Raw genomic sequence first — 18,545 nt, forward strand, 5'->3', positions numbered from 1 at the left:
ACATCGAGGATCACTTCGATGTCGCGCTCCGAAAGAAGTCCGCCGGTTTGTTTAAAAAATCGTCGATGCGCACCTGCAACTGGGTCCAGTCGGGCACGGTCAGCCGGTCGAGATCGGGAATCATCAGACCGGTGCAATGGGCGGTGATGAACTCGGCGCGTTCCTTGGCCGTCTTCAGTTTTTTCATCGCCTTGGTGGCCCGCAGCACCGGCATTTCCAGGGTCAGCGAAGTCATGCTGCGGCCCGCGACGTCGAGCGGTTGCAGCAGCTGTACCTGGTCAGGGTCGGCGGGTGCGCCGGCCACCTGTTCCAGGAAGTGGGACGTTGGACGGGTGGACATTTCATGCACGTACTGCGCAATGCTCACGTAGTCCGGGCGCTTGAGCTGGTCGAGTTCCTTGACCGACAGCCCGGTGGCCAGCTTGGCCAACTCGAAGAACTGATCGTCTTCGTCATCGCCGGCGCGGGCCAGGGCGTCTTTTTGCGCGGCGTAGTACAGCGGCTTGAGGGGGAGTTGCTCGATCTGTGTTTCGTCGTCACCGGTGATCGGCGACAGCAAGACGTGAACGGGAGGCGTCCAGGACATGGAATCGGTTCCTTGATGAATCAGAGGACAACCTGTGGGAGCGAGCTTGCTCGCGATGACGTCGGATCAGTCAGCATCGATGTGGGCTGACCACCGCTATCGCGAGCAAGCTCGCTCCCACAGGGATTGGGTGCAACTGACGGGCATTCGTTTACGGCAACAACACCGCACGGCGAGCATCGCCGAGGATGTCGACGCCGTTGAGCACGAACTTCTGGGTGCGCACGTCGATGTCGATCACCGGGACGCCGTTTTCCAGGCGGTTGTAGGTGCGGCAGGACAAATCGAGGATGGTCTTGGGCTTCTCGTTCATCTTCAGCGTGGTTTCCTCAAGGGACTTCAACTTGCCGCCCACCGTGTGGTAGGTGAACCAGGTGTTGCCGTCCTGGTCCTGGCCGGCTTCACGCACGTTCAGCAGAATGTCGTCGCCCACACTCACACCCAGCGCCAGCATGATTTCCGGACCGAGGCCTTGCAGCGTCAGCTTGGCCGTCAGCGCTTTGCCGGCCTTGGCCATCTCCTCGCCAATGAAACGGCCGCCACGCATCTCTTCCATCTCGAATTCGATCTTCGGCGGGGTGAAATCTTCCACGGTCGCCGACAACGGCAGGCCCTGCAGGGTGGCCGCGATGGCCTGTCTTACGCGGTTGGTAAACATTAGAGAACATCCTCCAGGAACTGCTCGATGATTTCATCGCGGGCATTGAGTTGGTAAATCATGTGTTCGTTCGGCGCGTAGCGGCCGTAGTCGATGACCACGTACCAGGTTCCGTTCTTGTACTTCTCGACGCTGTTCAATTCCGGGTGCAGGTACACGCTGCCGCCGGGAATGGTTTCGTCGGCGACCAGGGTTTGCAGCCAGTCGTTGATGCGCTTGACTTCCTGGTCCATGAACGACTTGGTCAGGTTCTTGGCCATGGCCTTCTGGCCGGCCTTGACCAGCTTGCGGCTGATGGCATCTTCCAGGCCGACATAGCTGATGAACTTGCCGGTGATGGAACGGTTGCCCAGCAGCGAGAAGCCGCCGAGGATGGTCCGGGCGTAGTAGCTGACGCCGTAGCGGTTGAGCAGATCGCCTTCGGTGGAGGTGTCGAGGATGTTGTATTCCACGGTGCGGGAAACGTCTTCGGCGTAGGTGACCTGGTTGCCCGGGCTCTCCCATTGCTTGACCTTGGCGAGGGCGGCGATGGCCAGGCTCGACGGCGCCAGGAAGACGTTTTTCTTCGCGGCCTTGGAGTACACCGCCGGCATGTTGTGCACCACCAGGCAACGGTCGAAACCGAGGTCGGCGCCGCCCAGTTCCTGGCTGTAGGTCACCTGGTCGGCGACCGCGGCGTCCTTGCCATCGAGCACCACACGGGCCTTGATGCGCTTGCCGAACGAGGCGAACTCGCTGGCAACGGCCTTGGTGCCGGTGAAGCCTGGCGCGCCGATGATGGTCAGGTCTTCAGCGACCCCACTCAACGCGGCCAAGCCCAACTTGCGCCCGGTCTGCGCCTCGATACCGCCGATCACGTTGTTCTGCGTGTCGGCCAGCGTGGCGCCCTCTTCGACGATGACCACGTACACCGGCACCTTGACCACTTTGAGGATCTGGTAGACGGCATGGAACAGCGTCCCCGCTTCGGCACCGGTCGGGTCCAACTGGGCCTGGGTGGTGAAGCTGTTGATACGGAACGGGGTGTTTTTCGGAATCAGCGGGTTGGCGTTCGGTGCGGTGCCGACCAACCCGATGACGTTGTCACCCAGGCCACCCATGGCCTCGGGAGATTCAGTGGCATTGACGGTAATGCCGTTGTGCTCGAAGTTCAAAACCTCAGCCATGGTTATTCAGCCTTTTTGGTGACGGCCTTTTTGGCCGGGGTGGATGCGGAGACCGATTCGCCGGCCTCGGTTTTTTTCAGCTCCAGGCGACCGGCACTGCGCAAGGCATTGGCCTCGACGTCGAGCAGGTCGAGTTCCTGGCCGGTGGTCGACCAGTGACCATCTCCGGTGGGAAATGGAAGGAGCACGGTGTAGGTTTGGCGTAGTGCCATTTTTGGGTTCTCCAGATACGAAAAAGCCCCTTTTGAGGAAGGGGCTACTGGGTGTTGTCGGGTGTTTGACGGTTAAGAAAACGCCCCGTCGGTGCGGGGCGTTTATTGGATTTGCTCGGAAAGCCAAGACGGTGCAGTCGGTCGCGCCTTTGGCAAAGGAAAGTCAGGCGTTTGCGGCCAATCGCGAAGTGCCTGACGATAGGCGAGCAGCTCTGAAAATTGTTCGAGCGTCAGCGTAGAGATGGCTCCGAGGTCCTGCTCGTCCCGATGACGCGCAACCAGCCACTCAGTGGCTCCCAGTTCAAAATTGCGCCATACCCGCTCAGCATCGGCCAGCGCCAAAGAGTCGTCTATCGAAGGAGGGGAAAACGCCCCTTCGATGAATGTCCAGCCCGGCCGCGTGTTGGCTGGGCAAACTTGCCAAAACAAATCTGGGTGAAAGCGCTCGGCGGGGTCGAGATCGGTCGTTTCGACCACTGCCCCATTCTCAATTCTTGCCCACGACATAAAAGCCCCTCAATAAGTAATGAACACACTGCCGTCGGCACCGGCCTGAGATCGAGTCCCGATTCGGCCACCTCCCCCCATACCGGGCTGGGTCAGCGTGGTCGTGTCAACTGCGGCGAAAATACTCTCCCCGCCCCCTCCGGCACCGCCAATCGCGCCATTAGACGCCGCATTGCGCACCGGTGGATTACCGGCCCCTAGCGTGCCGTTGAAATCACCGCCAGAGCCGTAGCCCGCGCCAGCACCGCCAATCACCAGCCCTCCTGCGCCGCCTGTTGCCGAGCAATGAGTACCGAAGGAAGACGATCCCCCCGGATTGCCGAGCGTGTTGGCCGCTGTCACGTATGCACCTCCCGCTCCCACGGTCACCGTGATTGTTGAGCCCGGCGTGACAGAGACGAGTCGATTGCTGACCCCTCCTGCACCGCCGCCACCTGCACCGGTGTCCAATGCCCCGAAGGCGCCGCTTCCGCCACCACCGCGAACCTCTGCGAAAACCTTCCAGACATTCGCTGGTACCGTCCATTGATAGACGCCAGCAGCCTTGTAATAGACTTTTGCGCGATAGGGCAGATGGACACTTTGCGCGATTTCATTCCAAATCGGCTGTTCCCCGGCAGTGACCTTGTGACCGATGTAAGCCCGTGTCGGACTGTTTGCATTGAGGTTGATGATCGCTAAGAAAGTCTTATAGCTGGACGTGAGATAACCACCGCCCACAAGCACCGTCATGGAGGTCCCGCCAATAACGCTGGTTTCTGGTGGACCACCGATGGATGCTTCTGGGTGCCCTAGCGTGAACGCTCGGTAGAGCCCAGGCTTTATATCAGCGGAGAAATCAGTGATCAGGGGGATTTTCGCTGCGTCCGAGCCAAGTCCGAACTTGTCCAGAACAGTTCGAACCCCACCATTGAATGCAGTAGACAGCGCGCCGGAAACCAATCCGTTCTCCGCATACCAGGTAATACCCGCGCCAGTCGACAACGTAATGCTATCCATCGTCCTGAGCACCAACTGATTAGCGGCAATACCCGCCACATAATCCGTACCTTGCAGGACGATGGTTGCAGTACCGGTCGACACGTTCAGCAGCGTTATAGTGCCGCCATTGAACCCCGAGCTTGCCTTCGGCAAGGTGATATTCACCGGATTAGCCGAGTTGATGATAAGCGACTGACCGAACGCATCGGCGGTCAGCACGGTACTTGCGTCCAGTCCGCCAACGCTTGAGTGGTTGCCCAGTGCACGCTGCACAAACGCAGTGGTCGCGAGTTGCTGATTGTTGTTGCTGACCGGGGCTGTTGGGGCAGTCGGGGTTCCCAACAGCGCAGGGGAATTGAGAGGTGCAAATCCCTGAGTCACATTCTGAAATGTCAGCGCCGTGGTACCCAGCACGATCACACCATCGGTAATCAACTGCCAGATCGTATTGGCAAGCGTCGTCCCCTCCTCCACCGAGACAATCAACCCGGACGTCACCTCGGCACTTACGTCAGCATCCTTCGCTCGTGCCCACGTGCCATTGGCGACGACATAAAGACCATTGTCTTTCGCCAACGTCTGGGCTTTAACAAGCACCCGATCCCCAGCGACGGCGGCCACTCCATCGATCATTTGCGCGCCACTCAAGACAACATTGATGGTCGTCGCCACCCGCACAGACTGTTTCCTGTCGAGCTTGGCAAGCTCATCGGCAACGTAGCTTTGCACCCAGGCCCGCGTCGCCTTGACCACCGTATCGTCAATCAGCAACGTCACCGACTCAGCATTGCTGGTCTCGAAAATCGACCGAATGTAAAACTCTTTCCCCGAACCGGAAGTCGCCAACACCGGTTTGAACGACTCTGGATATTTGACAATCGCATACAAAATCCCGGTATCGGTCCAGATCCCGGCCTCGCGTACATACCAACCGCCCACTTCAGGCGGGATGGTCACTTCAGCCAGCAACCAACTCGGGTTTTTCTCATCCTGGAACAGCGCATTGAGCGGCCCGCGCCAGACTTCGCGTTTCAGCGCCGTGGCAGTGGCCGCTGGGTTGTAGACCGCGCCGCCGCCATCACCGACGGAAATCTGCGACAGCTTGATGGGTGTGCCCGCCGCCTTGCAGGCAGTTTCGTAGGCGATCCCCGCATCGGTGAGCAGGGTGTAATAGTCGGCCATTTAGGACCCCTGTGGATAAATAGTGGAGGTTTCGACGCTGTAGAGCCCGGCGGTCATGAAGGCCTGGCCCGAGGCTTCGAGCCCTTCGATGACAACCGGATAAACCGTGGTCAGTTCGCCGCACAGCGTCGCGGCGCCGATGACGTGCCTGCCGAAAGCCCTCAAGCCGACAGACACCGTCAAGGTGTCGCGCTCGCTCTTGGCATCGGCCAGGCGACGGTCGAGACGGGCATCGATGACTTCGCTGTAGGGCTGCTCGGTAAACGCCCTGACGGAAAAACTGTAGGGCGGGCCCGGTGGCGTTTGCTCATACCAGGCGCGTACTTCAGGCATCAGTTGCAAACCCTTGGCGGCATTTTCCAGCGCCTTTCGCGTCCCGGCCTGCCGCGCGGTGGGCCAGGCGAGTTCAACGGTCAGGCGCTTTTCAGTCTCAGGCGCCGCAGAGCTCCACTCGCCGACGCCGCGGTCCGCCGCGAGATACGGCAGGAATGCGAGGGGCGTGGCCGCCGGGTTCATCAGCTCGGGAAACGGCGGATCGATGCGTTCGAGCAACCGGGCGAAACCGAGATCCAGCGCCCGTTCCAATGGCGAACTGTTGATCGGCAGCAGGCTCAGGCGGGGTGTGTCGTCAGTCATAACGTCTCCACCTCGACCTCGACGCCCGTGCAATACGGGGCTTGGAAAGCCGTCGTCACAATCGGTGCAAGTGGTTCGAGAATCTGGAGCTGAACCGCGCCAGCACTGTGCAGCGTGTAGTCGATCCAGCTCGGGTCCACCCGACCTTCCAGTCGATGACACGCCTCGGCGTATTCCCGCAATTGCTGTTCGGCGGCAACCTGGGTCAAGCCTGAATCCGGGCCGGCGTTGATCTTCGCCACGACGCGGATTTTGTAGGGTTTGATTTGCGCGGCCTGCACGATGACCAGATCAGTTTCCGGCCGTACATCAGGCCGGGCGAAGTGCTGGCGAACACCGTTCAGCAGCGCTTCGGACGGTGTGCCGTCGCCCTCGCGGGAAAGCACCGTGACCGTGACTTCGCCCGGTGCCGTCCGGCGTCCGTTGCCGTCCTTGACTTGCGCGGCGAGACCATCCGGATCGAACGTGTAGGTCACGTTCACGACACCGCCAGTGGCACTTTCCACCTTCACCGCAGGCCGTTCGCCGAGGGTGAAGACCTCTCGCCGATACTGCATGCGCGAGCCCGCCGCCGGAGCATGGGGTGCCAGGTAGTAACGCAAGCGAGCGTCATCGTCGCTCTCGTAGACCGGGGCGATGGGCGGAAACGCCGCAGGATCGCCCGGGTCGAGCAACTGACGTTCGAGCCCCATGTCCGCGAGGCGAGCATCGAGGTTGGTCCCGGTGGCCCACCACGCCAACATCTGCTTGATGCGAGCGTTGTATTTGCGTTCGTGGGTTTGCAGCCGGACACAGAACGCCTCAAGCGCCAGGGTCAGCAGTTCGCTTTCGTTTTCGAGGCTGTCCACCAGCTTCGCCGCGCTGGCGGGAGAGCGTGCAGCGACGTACTCGACCACAAAGGTCTTGAACTCCGCGAGAAGGTCCTCGAATGCTTCGACGGTGACGATGGCCGGTTCGGCCAACTGGTTCTGGCCGGGTATCAACATGCTCATGTCACCACCTCGAAAGTCTGTTTGCGGTTTTTCCAGGTGCCGGCGAAACGCAGCAGCAATCCGGCACCGTGCCGGCTGGCGACAATGACCTGCGGCTCGAAATCATCGATGCCATTGTCCGGGTTGTAGAACGCTTGGGCCGCGTGGCTCTGGGCGAGGATCAGCAGGTCGTCGCCGAGGTTCTGCCCCAGCAACTGCGTGAGTGCGCAGCCGTACAACGGGCGCTTCTGGCGAGTGCCCAACGGCGTGGTTAATGCACGGGTGGCGCGCTGCACGAACTGCAGCCAGTCGTCGACCGTGGCGCCGGTATTTCGATCGATTCCAATCATGAGGAAATCTCTTATGCGGTACTGATGACGCGTCCCTGGTGATCCACCACCGGGCCGCTCAGGTGCACACCGGAAGCGTCGAGCCGAATGCCGACGGCGCCGACTTGCAATTCGATGGCTTCGGCTGTCATCGCCAACCGCGACGGGCCAATGTTCAACTGCAGGGCTTCACGAGAACCGCTGAACGCCGCCGGGCCGTTTTGCCAGTGCAGGACATGGCTGGCATGGTCGTAGCCGTTTTCCGTACCGTCCTGATAGAGGCGCCGCGTCAGCGAGGCCTGGGTCGAGACGGGCGGGAACTGACCGCCGTTGAGGCCGAACAACGCCACCGCCTGCCCGCCGCTCTCGCCGCCGCCATGGTTCAGCAGCAGACACTGCTCGCCCACGGACGGAATCCGCGACTCGCTCTGGGCGCCGGCGCTCGGATTGAAAAAGCGGATCGCCGGTGTCACCAACCCGCCATGGCTGACCTTGCAGGTGTTGCTGGCCGCATCGACTTCCTGGCAAACGCCAATGCGGCAGAAACTCTCCGCACGCCGATGCAGGTCTTCCAGCTCGGTTTCCATCTGTGCCAGACGCTCGATGATCGGCCCCAGATGCATCCGTAACAGCCCATCGAACATGGCTCAGCCCTCGAGTGCGGTGTATTGATCCGGGTCGTCGATGTTCGACACTTCCCAGGTACGGGCAAATTTCGGGATGCCCAACGGGTCCTCCAGCAGCGTCGGGCCGAGGTACAGGGTTTGGTTGAAGGAAAGGGACCAGGCGCTGTACGCCCGTGCTTCGTGGATGAACGTGGAGGCGAGGCCATCGATTTCCGTGGGCAGATCGCATTGATCGCCCGACAAGCCCCAGCGGTTATCCACGACCAGGTGCTTCAATTCACCGGCCAGATCGCAGGCCTCCCAGCCTGGAACGGCCATGACCACTTGCAGGGAAACCGTCAGGACATGGGCGATACGCCCGTCATTGGCACGGTTGCCTGACGCATCGCGTTCAATGGCAATCAGCACCCAGGGTTGGTCATCGGTGCCATCGAAATCCTGGGGGCTACCGACTTTCAAGGTGGGATAAGTGATGCGCAGCGTCTGGGCAATGGCGGCGAACAGCTGCGACGGTTTTTCGATAAGGACGGGCATTGATCGCCTCCTGGTGTATGGATCAGCGATATGGGTTCACGGCTGGTCGGGAGGAAGGTCCCGCGGTGGCACTTCGCAAACGCCGATCCGCTTGGCGACCCAACGCTCGTAAAGACCGATCGCCACATCGGCACCGGCCATGGCGGTCAGGCAACCCAGGGCGCAAGCACTCCAGATCGACATGCCGAGGGCATACAACAGCATGGTTGCCGAAACCCCGCAGACCACGCAGGCACCGGAGCGCAGGACCACGCGGCGCAGCAACGGCCAGCCACGGGCCCCCTCCTTGTCGGCGCGCCACATCTCGCCGGACACCCCGCCCACCAGGGCGAGCACGATGACCAGCCAGATCGGCATGTCCAGCAACGCTTGTTGCTCGTTTGTCATGTCTCGTTTCCTGGGGTGATTAAGATTGGGCGGTAAGTTGTTTGAAGTTGAAAGAGAGGTGGGTCATTGCAACCCGTTAAGTCACTGGAGGCGGCGTTCAAGCGTTTGTCAGGTCATTGAAGATCGACATCACTTTGGCGCAGCGCAGGTCGCGCCTTTGTAAGTCATGGTGTAGGTGTAGTGCCTGTCCCAAGGCAGCGGTAGCGCACTGGGTGCTGCCCATTCCGCGTAGTTACCCGACATCGAACCTGCGGCATCGAACTTGCCCATGGCAATGGTCGCGAGATTGTTGGCGCTCCCTGCACCCGGCATTGGCACACTTCCATTCCATTGGAGATCGTCCCCGTTCTGGAACCATGCGCCCTTCCAACCGGCCTGGGAGCTCGAGTACCAGGTATTGTCTTCTTTGAAACAGATCGTCTGGTTGGCATAAAAACCGCCGCCCGGAACATGGTACGAAGCGAATTGCCAGGAACCGACAGGCGAGGTTTCGGCAGACGCATGGAGGGCCTGGGTCGCCAGGACGGCTGCGAGCAGCATGCTGAATAATTTTTTCATTAGCTTACTTCCCTTAGATAAATAGGTTTTTGAGGCGCGTTAATACAACTCTTTTAACTGGATACCTCCGGAGCCCTGTTACGCCTACCGAGTAATCAGCATGTCCACACTGGTCGCGTCGCAAGAGTTGTTAGCCTTCCTGTCGATAACCAGATAAAGCAAAGACGTCGGCGTGACTGCGACGTTGTTCAACATGAACGTAGTGCTGCCGCCGTTTGCCAGGCTCCCGGACTGGAGCACGGTGTCACCCAGGTTCAGCGACCAGCCAATACCATCCCCGCAGGCGTTATGCAGGTCGTTGACCCGACCCAGCACGTTGATGTTGCCGGTGACAGGACTGGCCCAACGGAAGATGCTCTGGCTGTTGGTACCGGGATGTGTGGCTACGTCGCCCTGCTTGAATACGAAACTGGTGCCTGAGCCGGTGAAGGTGAAATTTGCGTTGGGAATGGAAATCCACGCTCCCGTAGCATCGTCCCGCCAGCAGGTGGTTGGCTGACCATTGCATGTCCCCGCCTTGAACGTAGGAAAGAGCGTGTAGTTGGCCGAGGCATTCACCCCCGATTTGTTTTGCATGAATGACCATGGCGAACCGGGGGGCGCGGCTTCGGTCATCAGGTACATGTCCCGGGCCAGGTTCCACGACATGGCCGTATCAGCCCAAGTGTTCAGGGACACGAAGGACGACAGAAACGCAGTCGCCAGTAGGATTTTTTTGAGCAATTTCATTTTTCTTACCTCGATGGATGTCATTGAGCACGGAGTGCAGGGTCTATTCCGCACGCTGTTCGCTCGCCGGCGCTCACTCGAGGCTCAACGGCCTTCACATGATTCAACGTCCCACACCGGGAACATTTGATCTGGAGTTCGATGTTCTCGCCCATGCGGGCCAGAAGTCGTTTGCAGTGACCGCATCTGAAATCCTTCAACATTGAAAGCCCTCCATTGGCGGCGGTGATGTGGTTGAACGCACCTCACGGTGCAGGCATTCCAAAAAGCCCGGTTGCCCAGGCTTTTCAGTAATGCGCTTGATCTTTCGGCGCGACTGGCGCGGTACGGATCCATTCAAATTGTTCCTCCGGCCGCGGTCCCTGCCCGCCGGATAACTGCTTCTGGTGCTTTACGCTGCACACCCGGGTCAGTTGCCAACCCTCTGAACCGTTAAGGCCGGTTCATCGCTGCCTGTTGGTGGAACTAAAGAGCTTCGTTGCCAGCCACTTTGTCGAGCGGCTTGGACACAGAATATGCATGGATGCATATACAGTCAATGCGTAAATGCATTTATTTATGCGCTAAAAATGCGCAGACGCATAAGCCCCTCGTAGATACAGGGGTTGAGGGCTTTCGAGAGACGAAAAAAAACCCGCACGACGGCGGGTTTTATCTGACAGCGGGGGGGGGGTTAACGGGCGTACATGCCCCACCAGAAGACGTGGCCGAGGATGACGATTTGCTCGTCCTGCATTTCCTGGAACGTGTAGTCCTCATCCGGATGTTCGTCGCGATTGAAGCTGCGCAGGCGGATGCCGGTGGGCAGGCGATAAAGCTGCTTCACCCGCAGTTGGCCGTTGTGATTGATGGCGTAGAGGTCACCGTCGACGATGTCGCCGATCCCGCATTTGCCTGCGTTCACCCCGACCGTGGCACCGTCGCGCAGCACCGGCAACATGCTGTTGCCGCGCACCGTCACGCACTTGGCCTGGTCGAACTGCACGCCGTTATGGCGCAGGCTGCGCTTGCCGAAGCGCAGGCTTGAGCGCTCGCTTTCCTCGATGACGAATCTTCCTGATCCAGCAGCCAATTCAACCTCGCGCAGAAAAGGGACCGACACTTCGTCTTCTTCGACGGGTGTTTCGTCGTCCCACAGGCTTATGTCCTTGAGTTCGGAATGCGGCTCATCGCGGCGAGCATTGCCACCGGGCGCAACGTCCGCGCGCCCGCGCAACTGGTCAGTGCTCACGGCGAAGTATTCGGCGATCTTCGAGATGTGTTTATCCGAAGGGTCGACGATCTTGCCGCTGAGGATCCGCGAGAGGGTGGACTGAGGCACGCCGGTACGCCGGTGAAGCTCCGTGGGGGAGATCCCGTGCTGATCGAGCAATGCTCTTAATACGGTAGAAACGTTGCGTTTTTGCATAACGCGCATAGTGCTTGTTCTTTTCGCAGAAGACAAATGCTGTTTTGCATAAATATGAGATACGGCTCACTTGAAGCATATTCAGTCATTGTGGCGAGGGGATTTATCCCCGCTGGGGCGCGAAGCGGCCCCCAAATCCCGCGGCCGGCGTGTCAGGCAGATTGAATTGACTCTAGGGGCTGCTTCGCAGCCAACGGGGATAAATCCCCTCGCCACAAGAGCTTGCTGGTCACGGGGAATTTCCCCTACAACTTCTTGGGAAATCCCTCGATTCGCGTCCTTCAAATGTGCGACACCAGGCTACATCGCCTTGCGCCTCTGCCTACAACTGCGCCAGAATCCGCCGGCTTGTCCACCTTGGATCCCATCGGTAATTTGATCTCGTCACTGCCCATCAGTGATCGGGTTTAGTCGCCCGGTATTCCAAGGTGCTCATTGCTCCATTCAGTCAGGTACTTCTATTCCTGCACTTGATGGTAGCTGTGCGCAGGGCGCCCTCGGGCGCGCCGGTTTCTTGGATCCCCGGTCGACTAACCTGCGTACAGCTGCCCCCCCTCGTTTAGTCGCGAGTGAGTGGTGGCTCAACTTCAAGGATCCATAGAATGCCGAAGAACACTCCAAATCCCCCGGACGATCACGTCTCCCGCAACACCAAGAAACTCGATGACGCAGCCACCCGCGCCCTGGACTATTACCTCAAGCCGAAAGCCGACAAAAACACCTGCGACACACCCGACACCCTTTTCATCATCGCCCCCGACATCGACGCCGAATGCCTGCTCGCCAACCTCAGCGAAACCCTGGCCTCGGCCAACGCGATGGTCAGTGATCTGGCGTTCGACCTGGAGGGCTCACGACGACATATCGCGTTGGGGGTCCAGCAGATGATTGAGCTGGGCCAACTGCTGGCGAATCGGGCGTTGGATGTGGTTGAAGTGAGGTAGGCCTTCTAAGAGAAGCCCGAGTAATCACTGTGGGAGCGAGCTTGCTCGCGATAGCGGTAGTCCAGTTACAACCAAGTTGTATTGGCAGTCGTCATCGCGAGCAAGCTCGCTCCCACAGGGGAAACGCGGTCCCACCAAGAACCAGGTCGGCTATCAGGCCGCCTCGCGGTGGACGTTGATCTTGGCGCCCCATTAACCACGCTGGCTGAACGAAGGTATTGCGCAGTGGGCAACCCGGCATGGATGCCGGGTTAGCCGCGCTGGGCCATGGATGGCCCTTCGCGGCGGCCCACGGAGCAATGCCTTCGTTCAGGCATGCCGAGCCTAGGCGAGGCACCGAGTGGTGGGGCAAAAGCGCTTTGCTTACTTTCGCGCTCTTCGAAAGTGAGCCGCCGTAAGGGCGGAACCATAAGTAGCCGTTGCCGCAGCAACGGATATACACACAATCCCAAACGCTGGGTAGCACCAGACCACCCATGTTAACCTTGCGCCCATCGCGGAAAAGCCGGGCCAATGCCCCTCCTTTTGCCCCACACCTTTCAACGAGCTTGCCTGACACCCCATGAATACAGCCGTGAACGACCTCTCCAGCCACACGCCCATGATGCAGCAATACTGGCGCTTGAAGAACCAGCACCCCGACCAGCTGATGTTCTACCGCATGGGCGACTTCTACGAAATCTTCTACGAAGATGCGAAGAAGGCCGCCAAGCTGCTGGACATTACCCTGACGGCGCGTGGGCAATCGGCGGGCATGGCGATTCCGATGTGTGGGATTCCTTACCACGCGGCGGAAGGTTACCTGGCGAAGCTGGTCAAGCTCGGCGAATCCGTGGTGATTTGCGAGCAAGTCGGCGACCCGGCCACCAGCAAGGGCCCCGTGGAACGCCAGGTCGTGCGGATCATCACCCCGGGTACGGTCAGTGACGAGGCCTTGCTGGATGAACGTCGGGACAACCTGATCGCCGCGGTGTTGGGCGATGAGCGCCTGTTCGGCCTGGCAGTGCTCGACATCACCAGCGGCAATTTCTCGGTGCTGGAAATCAAGGGCTGGGAAAACCTGCTGGCGGAGCTGGAGCGGGTCAACCCGGTGGAACTGTTGATCCCCGATGACTGGCCCAAAGACCTGCCGGCAGAAAAACGCCGTGGCGTGCGACGTCGGGCGCCGTGGGATTTCGAGCGTGATTCGGCGCTGAAAAGTCTCTGCCAGCAGTTCTCCACCCAGGACCTCAAGGGCTTCGGCTGCGAAAACCTGACCCTGGCCATTGGCGCGGCCGGTTGCTTGCTGGCCTATGCCAAGGAAACCCAGCGCACCGCCCTGCCTCACTTGCGCAGCCTGCGTCACGAACGCCTGGATGACACCGTGGTGTTGGACGGCGCGAGCCGCCGCAACCTGGAACTGGACACCAACCTGGCCGGCGGGCGCGACAACACGTTGCAATCGGTGGTCGATCGCTGCCAGACCGCCATGGGCAGCCGCCTGTTGACCCGCTGGTTGAATCGGCCGCTGCGGGACCTGACCGTGCTGTTGGCGCGTCAATCCTCCATTACCTGCCTGCTGGATCGTTATCGCTTCGAGCAGTTGCAACCGCAGCTCAAGGAAATCGGTGACATCGAGCGAATCCTCGCCCGTATCGGCCTGCGCAACGCCCGTCCCCGTGACCTGGCCCGCCTGCGCGATGCCCTCGGCGCCTTGCCCGAACTGCAAGTGGCGATGACCGACCTTGAAGCGCCGCACCTGCAACAATTGGCGCGCACCACCAGCACCTACCCGGACCTGGCCGCGCTGCTGGAAAAGGCCATTATCGACAACCCGCCAGCGGTGATCCGCGACGGTGGTGTGCTGAAAACCGGCTACGACGCCGAACTCGACGAGTTGCAAGCGCTGAGCGAAAACGCCGGACAGTTCCTGATCGACCTCGAAGCCCGGGAAAAAGCCCGCACCGGCCTGGCCAACCTCAAGGTCGGCTACAACCGCATCCACGGCTACTTCATCGAGCTGCCGAGCAAGCAGGCCGAGCAAGCCCCGGCCGATTATGTTCGCCGCCAGACCCTCAAGGGCGCCGAGCGCTTCATCACTCCGGAACTCAAGGCGTTCGAAGACAAGGCGCTGTCAGCCAAGAGCCGCGCCCTGGCCCGGGAAAAGATGCTCTACGAAGCACTGCTCGAGGACCTGATCAGCCAATTGCCGCCGTTGCAGGACACCGCCGGTGCCCTGGCGGAACTGGACGTGCTGAGCAACCTGGCCGAACGCGCGCTGAACCTGGACCTGAATTGCCCGCGCTTTGTCAGCGAGCCGTGCATGCGCATCAGCCAGGGGCGTCACCCGGTGGTCGAGCAAGTACTGACCACACCGTTCGTGGCCAACGACCTGAGCCTGGACGACAACACCCGCATGCTGGTGATCACCGGGCCGAACATGGGCGGTAAATCCACCTACATGCGCCAGACCGCACTGATCGTGCTGCTGGCCCACATCGGCAGTTTCGTCCCGGCGGCCAGTTGCGAATTGTCCCTGGTGGACCGGATTTTCACCCGGATCGGCTCCAGCGACGACCTGGCCGGTGGACGTTCGACCTTCATGGTGGAAATGAGCGAAACCGCGAACATCCTGCACAACGCCACCGAACGCAGCCTGGTGCTAATGGACGAAGTCGGACGTGGCACCAGTACCTTCGACGGCTTGTCCCTGGCCTGGGCGGCAGCCGAACGCCTCGCGCACCTGCGAGCCTACACGTTGTTTGCCACTCACTACTTCGAACTCACCGTATTGCCGGAAAGCCAGCCGCTGGTGGCCAACGTGCACCTCAACGCCACCGAGCACAACGAGCGTATCGTGTTCCTGCACCACGTGCTGCCTGGTCCGGCCAGCCAGAGCTACGGCCTGGCAGTGGCACAATTGGCCGGAGTGCCGAGCGAAGTGATCAGTCGGGCCCGTGAGCACCTGAGCCGCCTGGAAACCACCAGCCTGCCCCACGAAGCGCCACGCTCGACCAAGGGCAAACCGGCCGCACCGCAGCAAAGCGACCTGTTCGCCAGCCTGCCACATCCGGTGCTCGACGAGCTGGCCAAACTCGATCTGGACGACCTGACCCCACGCCGGGCGCTGGATTTACTCTATACATTGAAGACACGGATCTAACGCACAGGCTTTCAAGCTGTTAGAATCTCGCGCGGTTTGGGATGCTGCAGGCAATTAGCCTGGTCTGCAGACTATCGCTCCCGAACCTGGCGAGCCCACCGTGAACGGGTTCCGCTGCCGCCGCCTGAGGAGAGAATTAGAAATGACCTTCGTCGTCACCGACAACTGCATCAAGTGCAAGTACACCGACTGCGTAGAAGTCTGTCCGGTGGACTGCTTCTACGAAGGGCCGAACTTCCTGGTCATTCACCCGGACGAGTGCATCGACTGCGCCCTGTGTGAACCGGAATGCCCGGCGAACGCCATCTTTTCGGAAGACGAAGTGCCGGCCGGCATGGAAAACTTCATCGAGCTGAACGCCGAACTGGCGGACATCTGGCCGAACATCACCGAGAGAAAAGACCCGCTGCCGGACGCCGCAGAGTGGGATGGCAAGACTGGCAAGATCGCAGACCTGGAACGCTGATTACCATCGTTCGCTGAAAAGGCCCCTTGCGGGCCTTTTTGCTTTTCCGGATTCAAGAAATCGCAGGCAAAAAAAAGGGGCGGTTTGACCCGCCCACATTTTTTCCCTAATCCCTTTAATCCTATTCATCGTCCTGATGAATCGCGTCCTGCGATGTCCTTCCTTCCCATCGTCCTTGACGGGTGTGTCTGTCCGTCGACACAGGACAGATATTAGTATTTTCCCAGGCGAGTGCAACACGGCTGATACAGGTGGCTGGCTCTGTCACGCCACATTCACAAAATAAAAGTCTTTATAAATCATATAAGTACAAAAAAATCACGACACTTATAGCTGTCTGTCCCGCCAATGAGAAACCGATCGCTTACGCAACACTAGGCAAAGGCTTACAAGTCGAACCTACAAATAGAGCGGCTATGGAAAAAACAATCTTTCGGAAACGGAAAAGCCCCGAACCAGTCGGGGCTTTTCTTGCTGCGCTGCATTCAGGTCATTGAAACAGCGACTCGCTCGACAAGCCGTTCTTCTCCAGGATCTCTCGCAGACGCTTGAGGCCTTCCACCTGGATCTGCCTGACCCGTTCACGGGTCAAACCAATCTCCAGGCCTACATCTTCAAGGGTGCTGCTTTCATGCCCCCGCAAGCCGAAGCGGCGGATCACCACTTCCCGTTGCTTGTCGGTCAGCTCCGAGAGCCACTGGTCGATGCTCTGGGACAGGTCATCGTCCTGCAACAGCTCGCATGGATCGGTAGGTCGATCATCGGTGAGGGTGTCCAGCAAGGTTTTATCCGAGTCCGGCCCCAGGGAAACGTCCACCGAGGAGACCCGCTCGTTGAGCCCAAGCATGCGCTTGACCTCACCCACCGGTTTTTCCAGCAGGTTGGCGATTTCTTCAGGTGAAGGCTCATGGTCGAGTTTCTGGGTCAACTCGCGGGCAGCCCGCAGGTAGACGTTCAGTTCCTTGACCACATGAATCGGCAACCGGATCGTCCGGGTCTGGTTCATGATCGCCCGTTCGATGGTCTGGCGGATCCACCAGGTGGCGTAGGTCGAGAAGCGGAAGCCGCGCTCGGGGTCGAACTTCTCGACGGCGCGAATCAGGCCCAGGTTGCCCTCTTCGATCAGGTCCAGCAGCGAAAGCCCACGATTGACGTAGCGTCGGGCGATTTTCACCACCAGGCGCAGGTTGCTTTCAATCATGCGTTTTCGACCGGCCGGGTCGCCACTTTGCGACAGCCGCGCAAAATGAACTTCTTCCTCGGGAGAGAGCAGTGGCGAAAAACCGATTTCGTTGAGGTACAGCTGAGTGGCGTCAAGCGCCCGGGTGTAATCGATGTACTTATGTTGTTTAAGTGAAGCGGAGTGTCTGGATTTGGCACGAACGGAAGGTGGAGTCGCCCCTTCATCATTCGACATCGAATCCATAGCGATGCCGGTCTCCATAAGGAGAACCTCATCGTCGATGTCAAACTCCGGCACTTCTTTACTGAGAGCCATTGTTATAGTCCTTTGGTGAGTTCGACCTCAAGCTCAAGCGACGCCTTTATCCTTGGCAACGCTGGAGCCTGTTCCCTCTACGTGACGGAACAGGCTGACAATCAAATCAACGACGTGGCAGGAATTGCAGCGGATCGACTGGTTTACCTTGTCGGCGAATCTCAAAGTGCAGTTTCACCCGGTCCGTTCCCGTTGATCCCATTTCGGCAATTGTCTGTCCGACCTTGACCTGCTGCCCCTCCCGAACCAACAGCCTGCGGTTGTGACCGTAGGCACTGACGTAGGTATCGCTGTGTTTGATGATCACGAGTTCGCCGTAGCCCCTCAAACCACTCCCGGCGTACACAACCGTGCCATCAGACGCGGCTAAAACAGGCTGTCCCAAATCCCCGGCGATATCAATTCCTTTATTCAAACTACCGTTTGAAGAGAATTTTCCAATGAGAACGCCATTAGAAGGCCATCCCCAGCCAGTCGGGGCGGGACCCGCAGGAGGCATCGGAGCAGGGGCCGGTTTGCTCGCGACGGACGGTATTACCGCTGTTCCAGACCCCGCCGGCCGGCGAATGACAGTGGTTTTGCTCGACGACGAAGCCGTCGAACCCGACTGTGTCACCACTGCGGTAGGCGTTGAACCGCTACGGCCATCGAAGCGAATTGTCTGACCGGGGTGAATCGTATAAGGCGCAGGAATGTTGTTGCGCGCCGCGAGGGCCTTGTAGTCCCAGCCGTAGCGAAAAGCGATGGAAAACAGCGTATCGCCGCGACGGACTACATATTGGCCCGTCGTTACCGTAGGACGTTGAGGTGTTGCACTGTTGCGATCGACAACCCGGACATTGCTCGACGGCGTACTGGAACAACCGACCAGCAAAGTGCTCAAGACAAGGCCAGTCACCAGGCGCTGAAAGCTCGTGATACCCATACGCTGCGCAATGACTGTGAGACTCACCCGCCGCTCCCTTTGTGGTGGCTGAAAAATTGGAGGCTGCCTGTCCAGGCAGCGTTCATACAAATATAGCTGG

21 protein-coding genes are annotated in these 18,545 nt (G+C 59.6%); 3 read left to right on the forward strand and 18 right to left on the reverse strand.

Going from position 1 to position 18,545, the window contains the following annotated elements; translation table 11 throughout:
• Positions 1-10: 10 nt before the first annotated feature.
• From BLU85_RS07475 to BLU85_RS07550, 16 genes are all read right to left on the reverse strand, one after another.
• Positions 11-586: a phage tail assembly protein gene (locus BLU85_RS07475; protein WP_092205044.1), complete on the reverse strand. Its 576-nt coding sequence runs from the start codon at positions 584-586 to the stop codon at positions 11-13.
• A 151-nt stretch (positions 587-737) separates the two neighbouring features.
• A complete protein-coding gene (locus tag BLU85_RS07480) occupies positions 738-1,244 on the reverse strand; it encodes a phage major tail tube protein (RefSeq protein ID WP_092205045.1) in 507 nt (168 codons plus the stop codon).
• Positions 1,244-2,410 carry a phage tail sheath protein gene (locus tag BLU85_RS07485; RefSeq protein WP_092205046.1) on the reverse strand — a complete coding sequence of 389 codons (1,167 nt, stop codon included), beginning with the start codon at positions 2,408-2,410 and terminating at the stop codon, positions 1,244-1,246. Before BLU85_RS07485 ends, BLU85_RS07480 begins: the two co-directional genes overlap by 1 nt.
• Before the next feature lie 2 nt (positions 2,411-2,412).
• Positions 2,413-2,622, reverse strand: a complete 210-nt coding sequence (locus BLU85_RS07490; RefSeq protein ID WP_092205047.1) for a hypothetical protein — start codon at positions 2,620-2,622, stop codon at positions 2,413-2,415.
• Positions 2,623-2,724: 102 nt separating this feature from the next.
• A complete protein-coding gene (locus tag BLU85_RS07495; RefSeq protein ID WP_092205048.1) occupies positions 2,725-3,129 on the reverse strand; it encodes a phage tail assembly chaperone in 405 nt (134 codons plus the stop codon).
• A 9-nt stretch (positions 3,130-3,138) separates the two neighbouring features.
• Positions 3,139-5,292, reverse strand: coding sequence for a phage tail protein (locus BLU85_RS31335; RefSeq protein ID WP_256572901.1), 2,154 nt, complete (start codon positions 5,290-5,292; stop codon positions 3,139-3,141).
• The gene (locus tag BLU85_RS07505; RefSeq protein ID WP_092205049.1) at positions 5,293-5,928 is read right to left on the reverse strand and encodes a phage tail protein I; all 636 of its coding nucleotides are present in this window, start codon (positions 5,926-5,928) and stop codon (positions 5,293-5,295) included.
• Positions 5,925-6,920 carry a baseplate J/gp47 family protein gene (locus tag BLU85_RS07510; protein WP_092205050.1) on the reverse strand — a complete coding sequence of 332 codons (996 nt, stop codon included), beginning with the start codon at positions 6,918-6,920 and terminating at the stop codon, positions 5,925-5,927. Before BLU85_RS07510 ends, BLU85_RS07505 begins: the two co-directional genes overlap by 4 nt.
• Entirely contained in the window at positions 6,917-7,249 is a 333-nt protein-coding gene (locus BLU85_RS07515) for a phage baseplate protein (RefSeq protein WP_014336817.1), read from the reverse strand. The genes BLU85_RS07510 and BLU85_RS07515 overlap by 4 nt, the downstream gene beginning before the upstream one ends.
• Before the next feature lie 11 nt (positions 7,250-7,260).
• Positions 7,261-7,872, reverse strand: coding sequence for a phage baseplate assembly protein V (locus BLU85_RS07520; RefSeq protein ID WP_092205051.1), 612 nt, complete (start codon positions 7,870-7,872; stop codon positions 7,261-7,263).
• Between the two features lie 3 nt (positions 7,873-7,875).
• Complete coding sequence (locus tag BLU85_RS07525) at positions 7,876-8,388, reverse strand: hypothetical protein (RefSeq protein WP_092205052.1); 513 nt, start codon at positions 8,386-8,388, stop codon at positions 7,876-7,878.
• Positions 8,389-8,424: 36 nt separating this feature from the next.
• A complete protein-coding gene (locus BLU85_RS07530) occupies positions 8,425-8,775 on the reverse strand; it encodes a phage holin family protein (protein ID WP_025212143.1) in 351 nt (116 codons plus the stop codon).
• A 129-nt stretch (positions 8,776-8,904) separates the two neighbouring features.
• Positions 8,905-9,333 carry a hypothetical protein gene (locus tag BLU85_RS07535; protein ID WP_092205053.1) on the reverse strand — a complete coding sequence of 143 codons (429 nt, stop codon included), beginning with the start codon at positions 9,331-9,333 and terminating at the stop codon, positions 8,905-8,907.
• Between the two features lie 84 nt (positions 9,334-9,417).
• Complete coding sequence (locus tag BLU85_RS07540) at positions 9,418-10,062, reverse strand: hypothetical protein (RefSeq protein WP_092205054.1); 645 nt, start codon at positions 10,060-10,062, stop codon at positions 9,418-9,420.
• Positions 10,063-10,082: 20 nt separating this feature from the next.
• On the reverse strand, positions 10,083-10,265 hold the full coding sequence (locus BLU85_RS07545) for a Com family DNA-binding transcriptional regulator (RefSeq protein ID WP_092205055.1): 183 nt from the start codon (positions 10,263-10,265) through the stop codon (positions 10,083-10,085).
• A 470-nt stretch (positions 10,266-10,735) separates the two neighbouring features.
• Positions 10,736-11,470 (reverse strand): LexA family transcriptional regulator, encoded by a 735-nt coding sequence (locus BLU85_RS07550; protein WP_092205059.1) that lies wholly within the window; start codon positions 11,468-11,470, stop codon positions 10,736-10,738.
• A 602-nt stretch (positions 11,471-12,072) separates the two neighbouring features.
• Between BLU85_RS07550 and BLU85_RS07555 the strand changes: the two genes are divergently transcribed.
• From BLU85_RS07555 to fdxA, 3 genes are all read left to right on the forward strand, one after another.
• On the forward strand, positions 12,073-12,414 hold the full coding sequence (locus tag BLU85_RS07555; RefSeq protein ID WP_092205056.1) for a DUF6124 family protein: 342 nt from the start codon (positions 12,073-12,075) through the stop codon (positions 12,412-12,414).
• Between the two features lie 574 nt (positions 12,415-12,988).
• Positions 12,989-15,556, forward strand: coding sequence for a DNA mismatch repair protein MutS (gene mutS / locus BLU85_RS07560; RefSeq protein ID WP_170847603.1), 2,568 nt, complete (start codon positions 12,989-12,991; stop codon positions 15,554-15,556).
• Between the two features lie 142 nt (positions 15,557-15,698).
• Positions 15,699-16,022 (forward strand): ferredoxin FdxA, encoded by a 324-nt coding sequence (gene fdxA, locus BLU85_RS07565; protein ID WP_092202175.1) that lies wholly within the window; start codon positions 15,699-15,701, stop codon positions 16,020-16,022.
• Positions 16,023-16,512: 490 nt separating this feature from the next.
• Here fdxA and rpoS read toward each other — a convergent pair whose 3' ends face one another.
• Together rpoS and BLU85_RS07575 are read right to left on the reverse strand one after the other, a co-directional pair.
• On the reverse strand, positions 16,513-17,520 hold the full coding sequence (gene rpoS, locus BLU85_RS07570; RefSeq protein ID WP_047227588.1) for an RNA polymerase sigma factor RpoS: 1,008 nt from the start codon (positions 17,518-17,520) through the stop codon (positions 16,513-16,515).
• A gap of 106 nt (positions 17,521-17,626) precedes the next feature.
• Positions 17,627-18,472, reverse strand: a complete 846-nt coding sequence (locus BLU85_RS07575; protein WP_060738980.1) for a peptidoglycan DD-metalloendopeptidase family protein — start codon at positions 18,470-18,472, stop codon at positions 17,627-17,629.
• Between the last annotated feature and the right edge of the window lie 73 nt (positions 18,473-18,545).

Source organism: Pseudomonas sp. NFACC14 (assembly GCF_900106885.1).
GTDB lineage: Bacteria > Pseudomonadota > Gammaproteobacteria > Pseudomonadales > Pseudomonadaceae > Aquipseudomonas > Aquipseudomonas fluorescens_AA.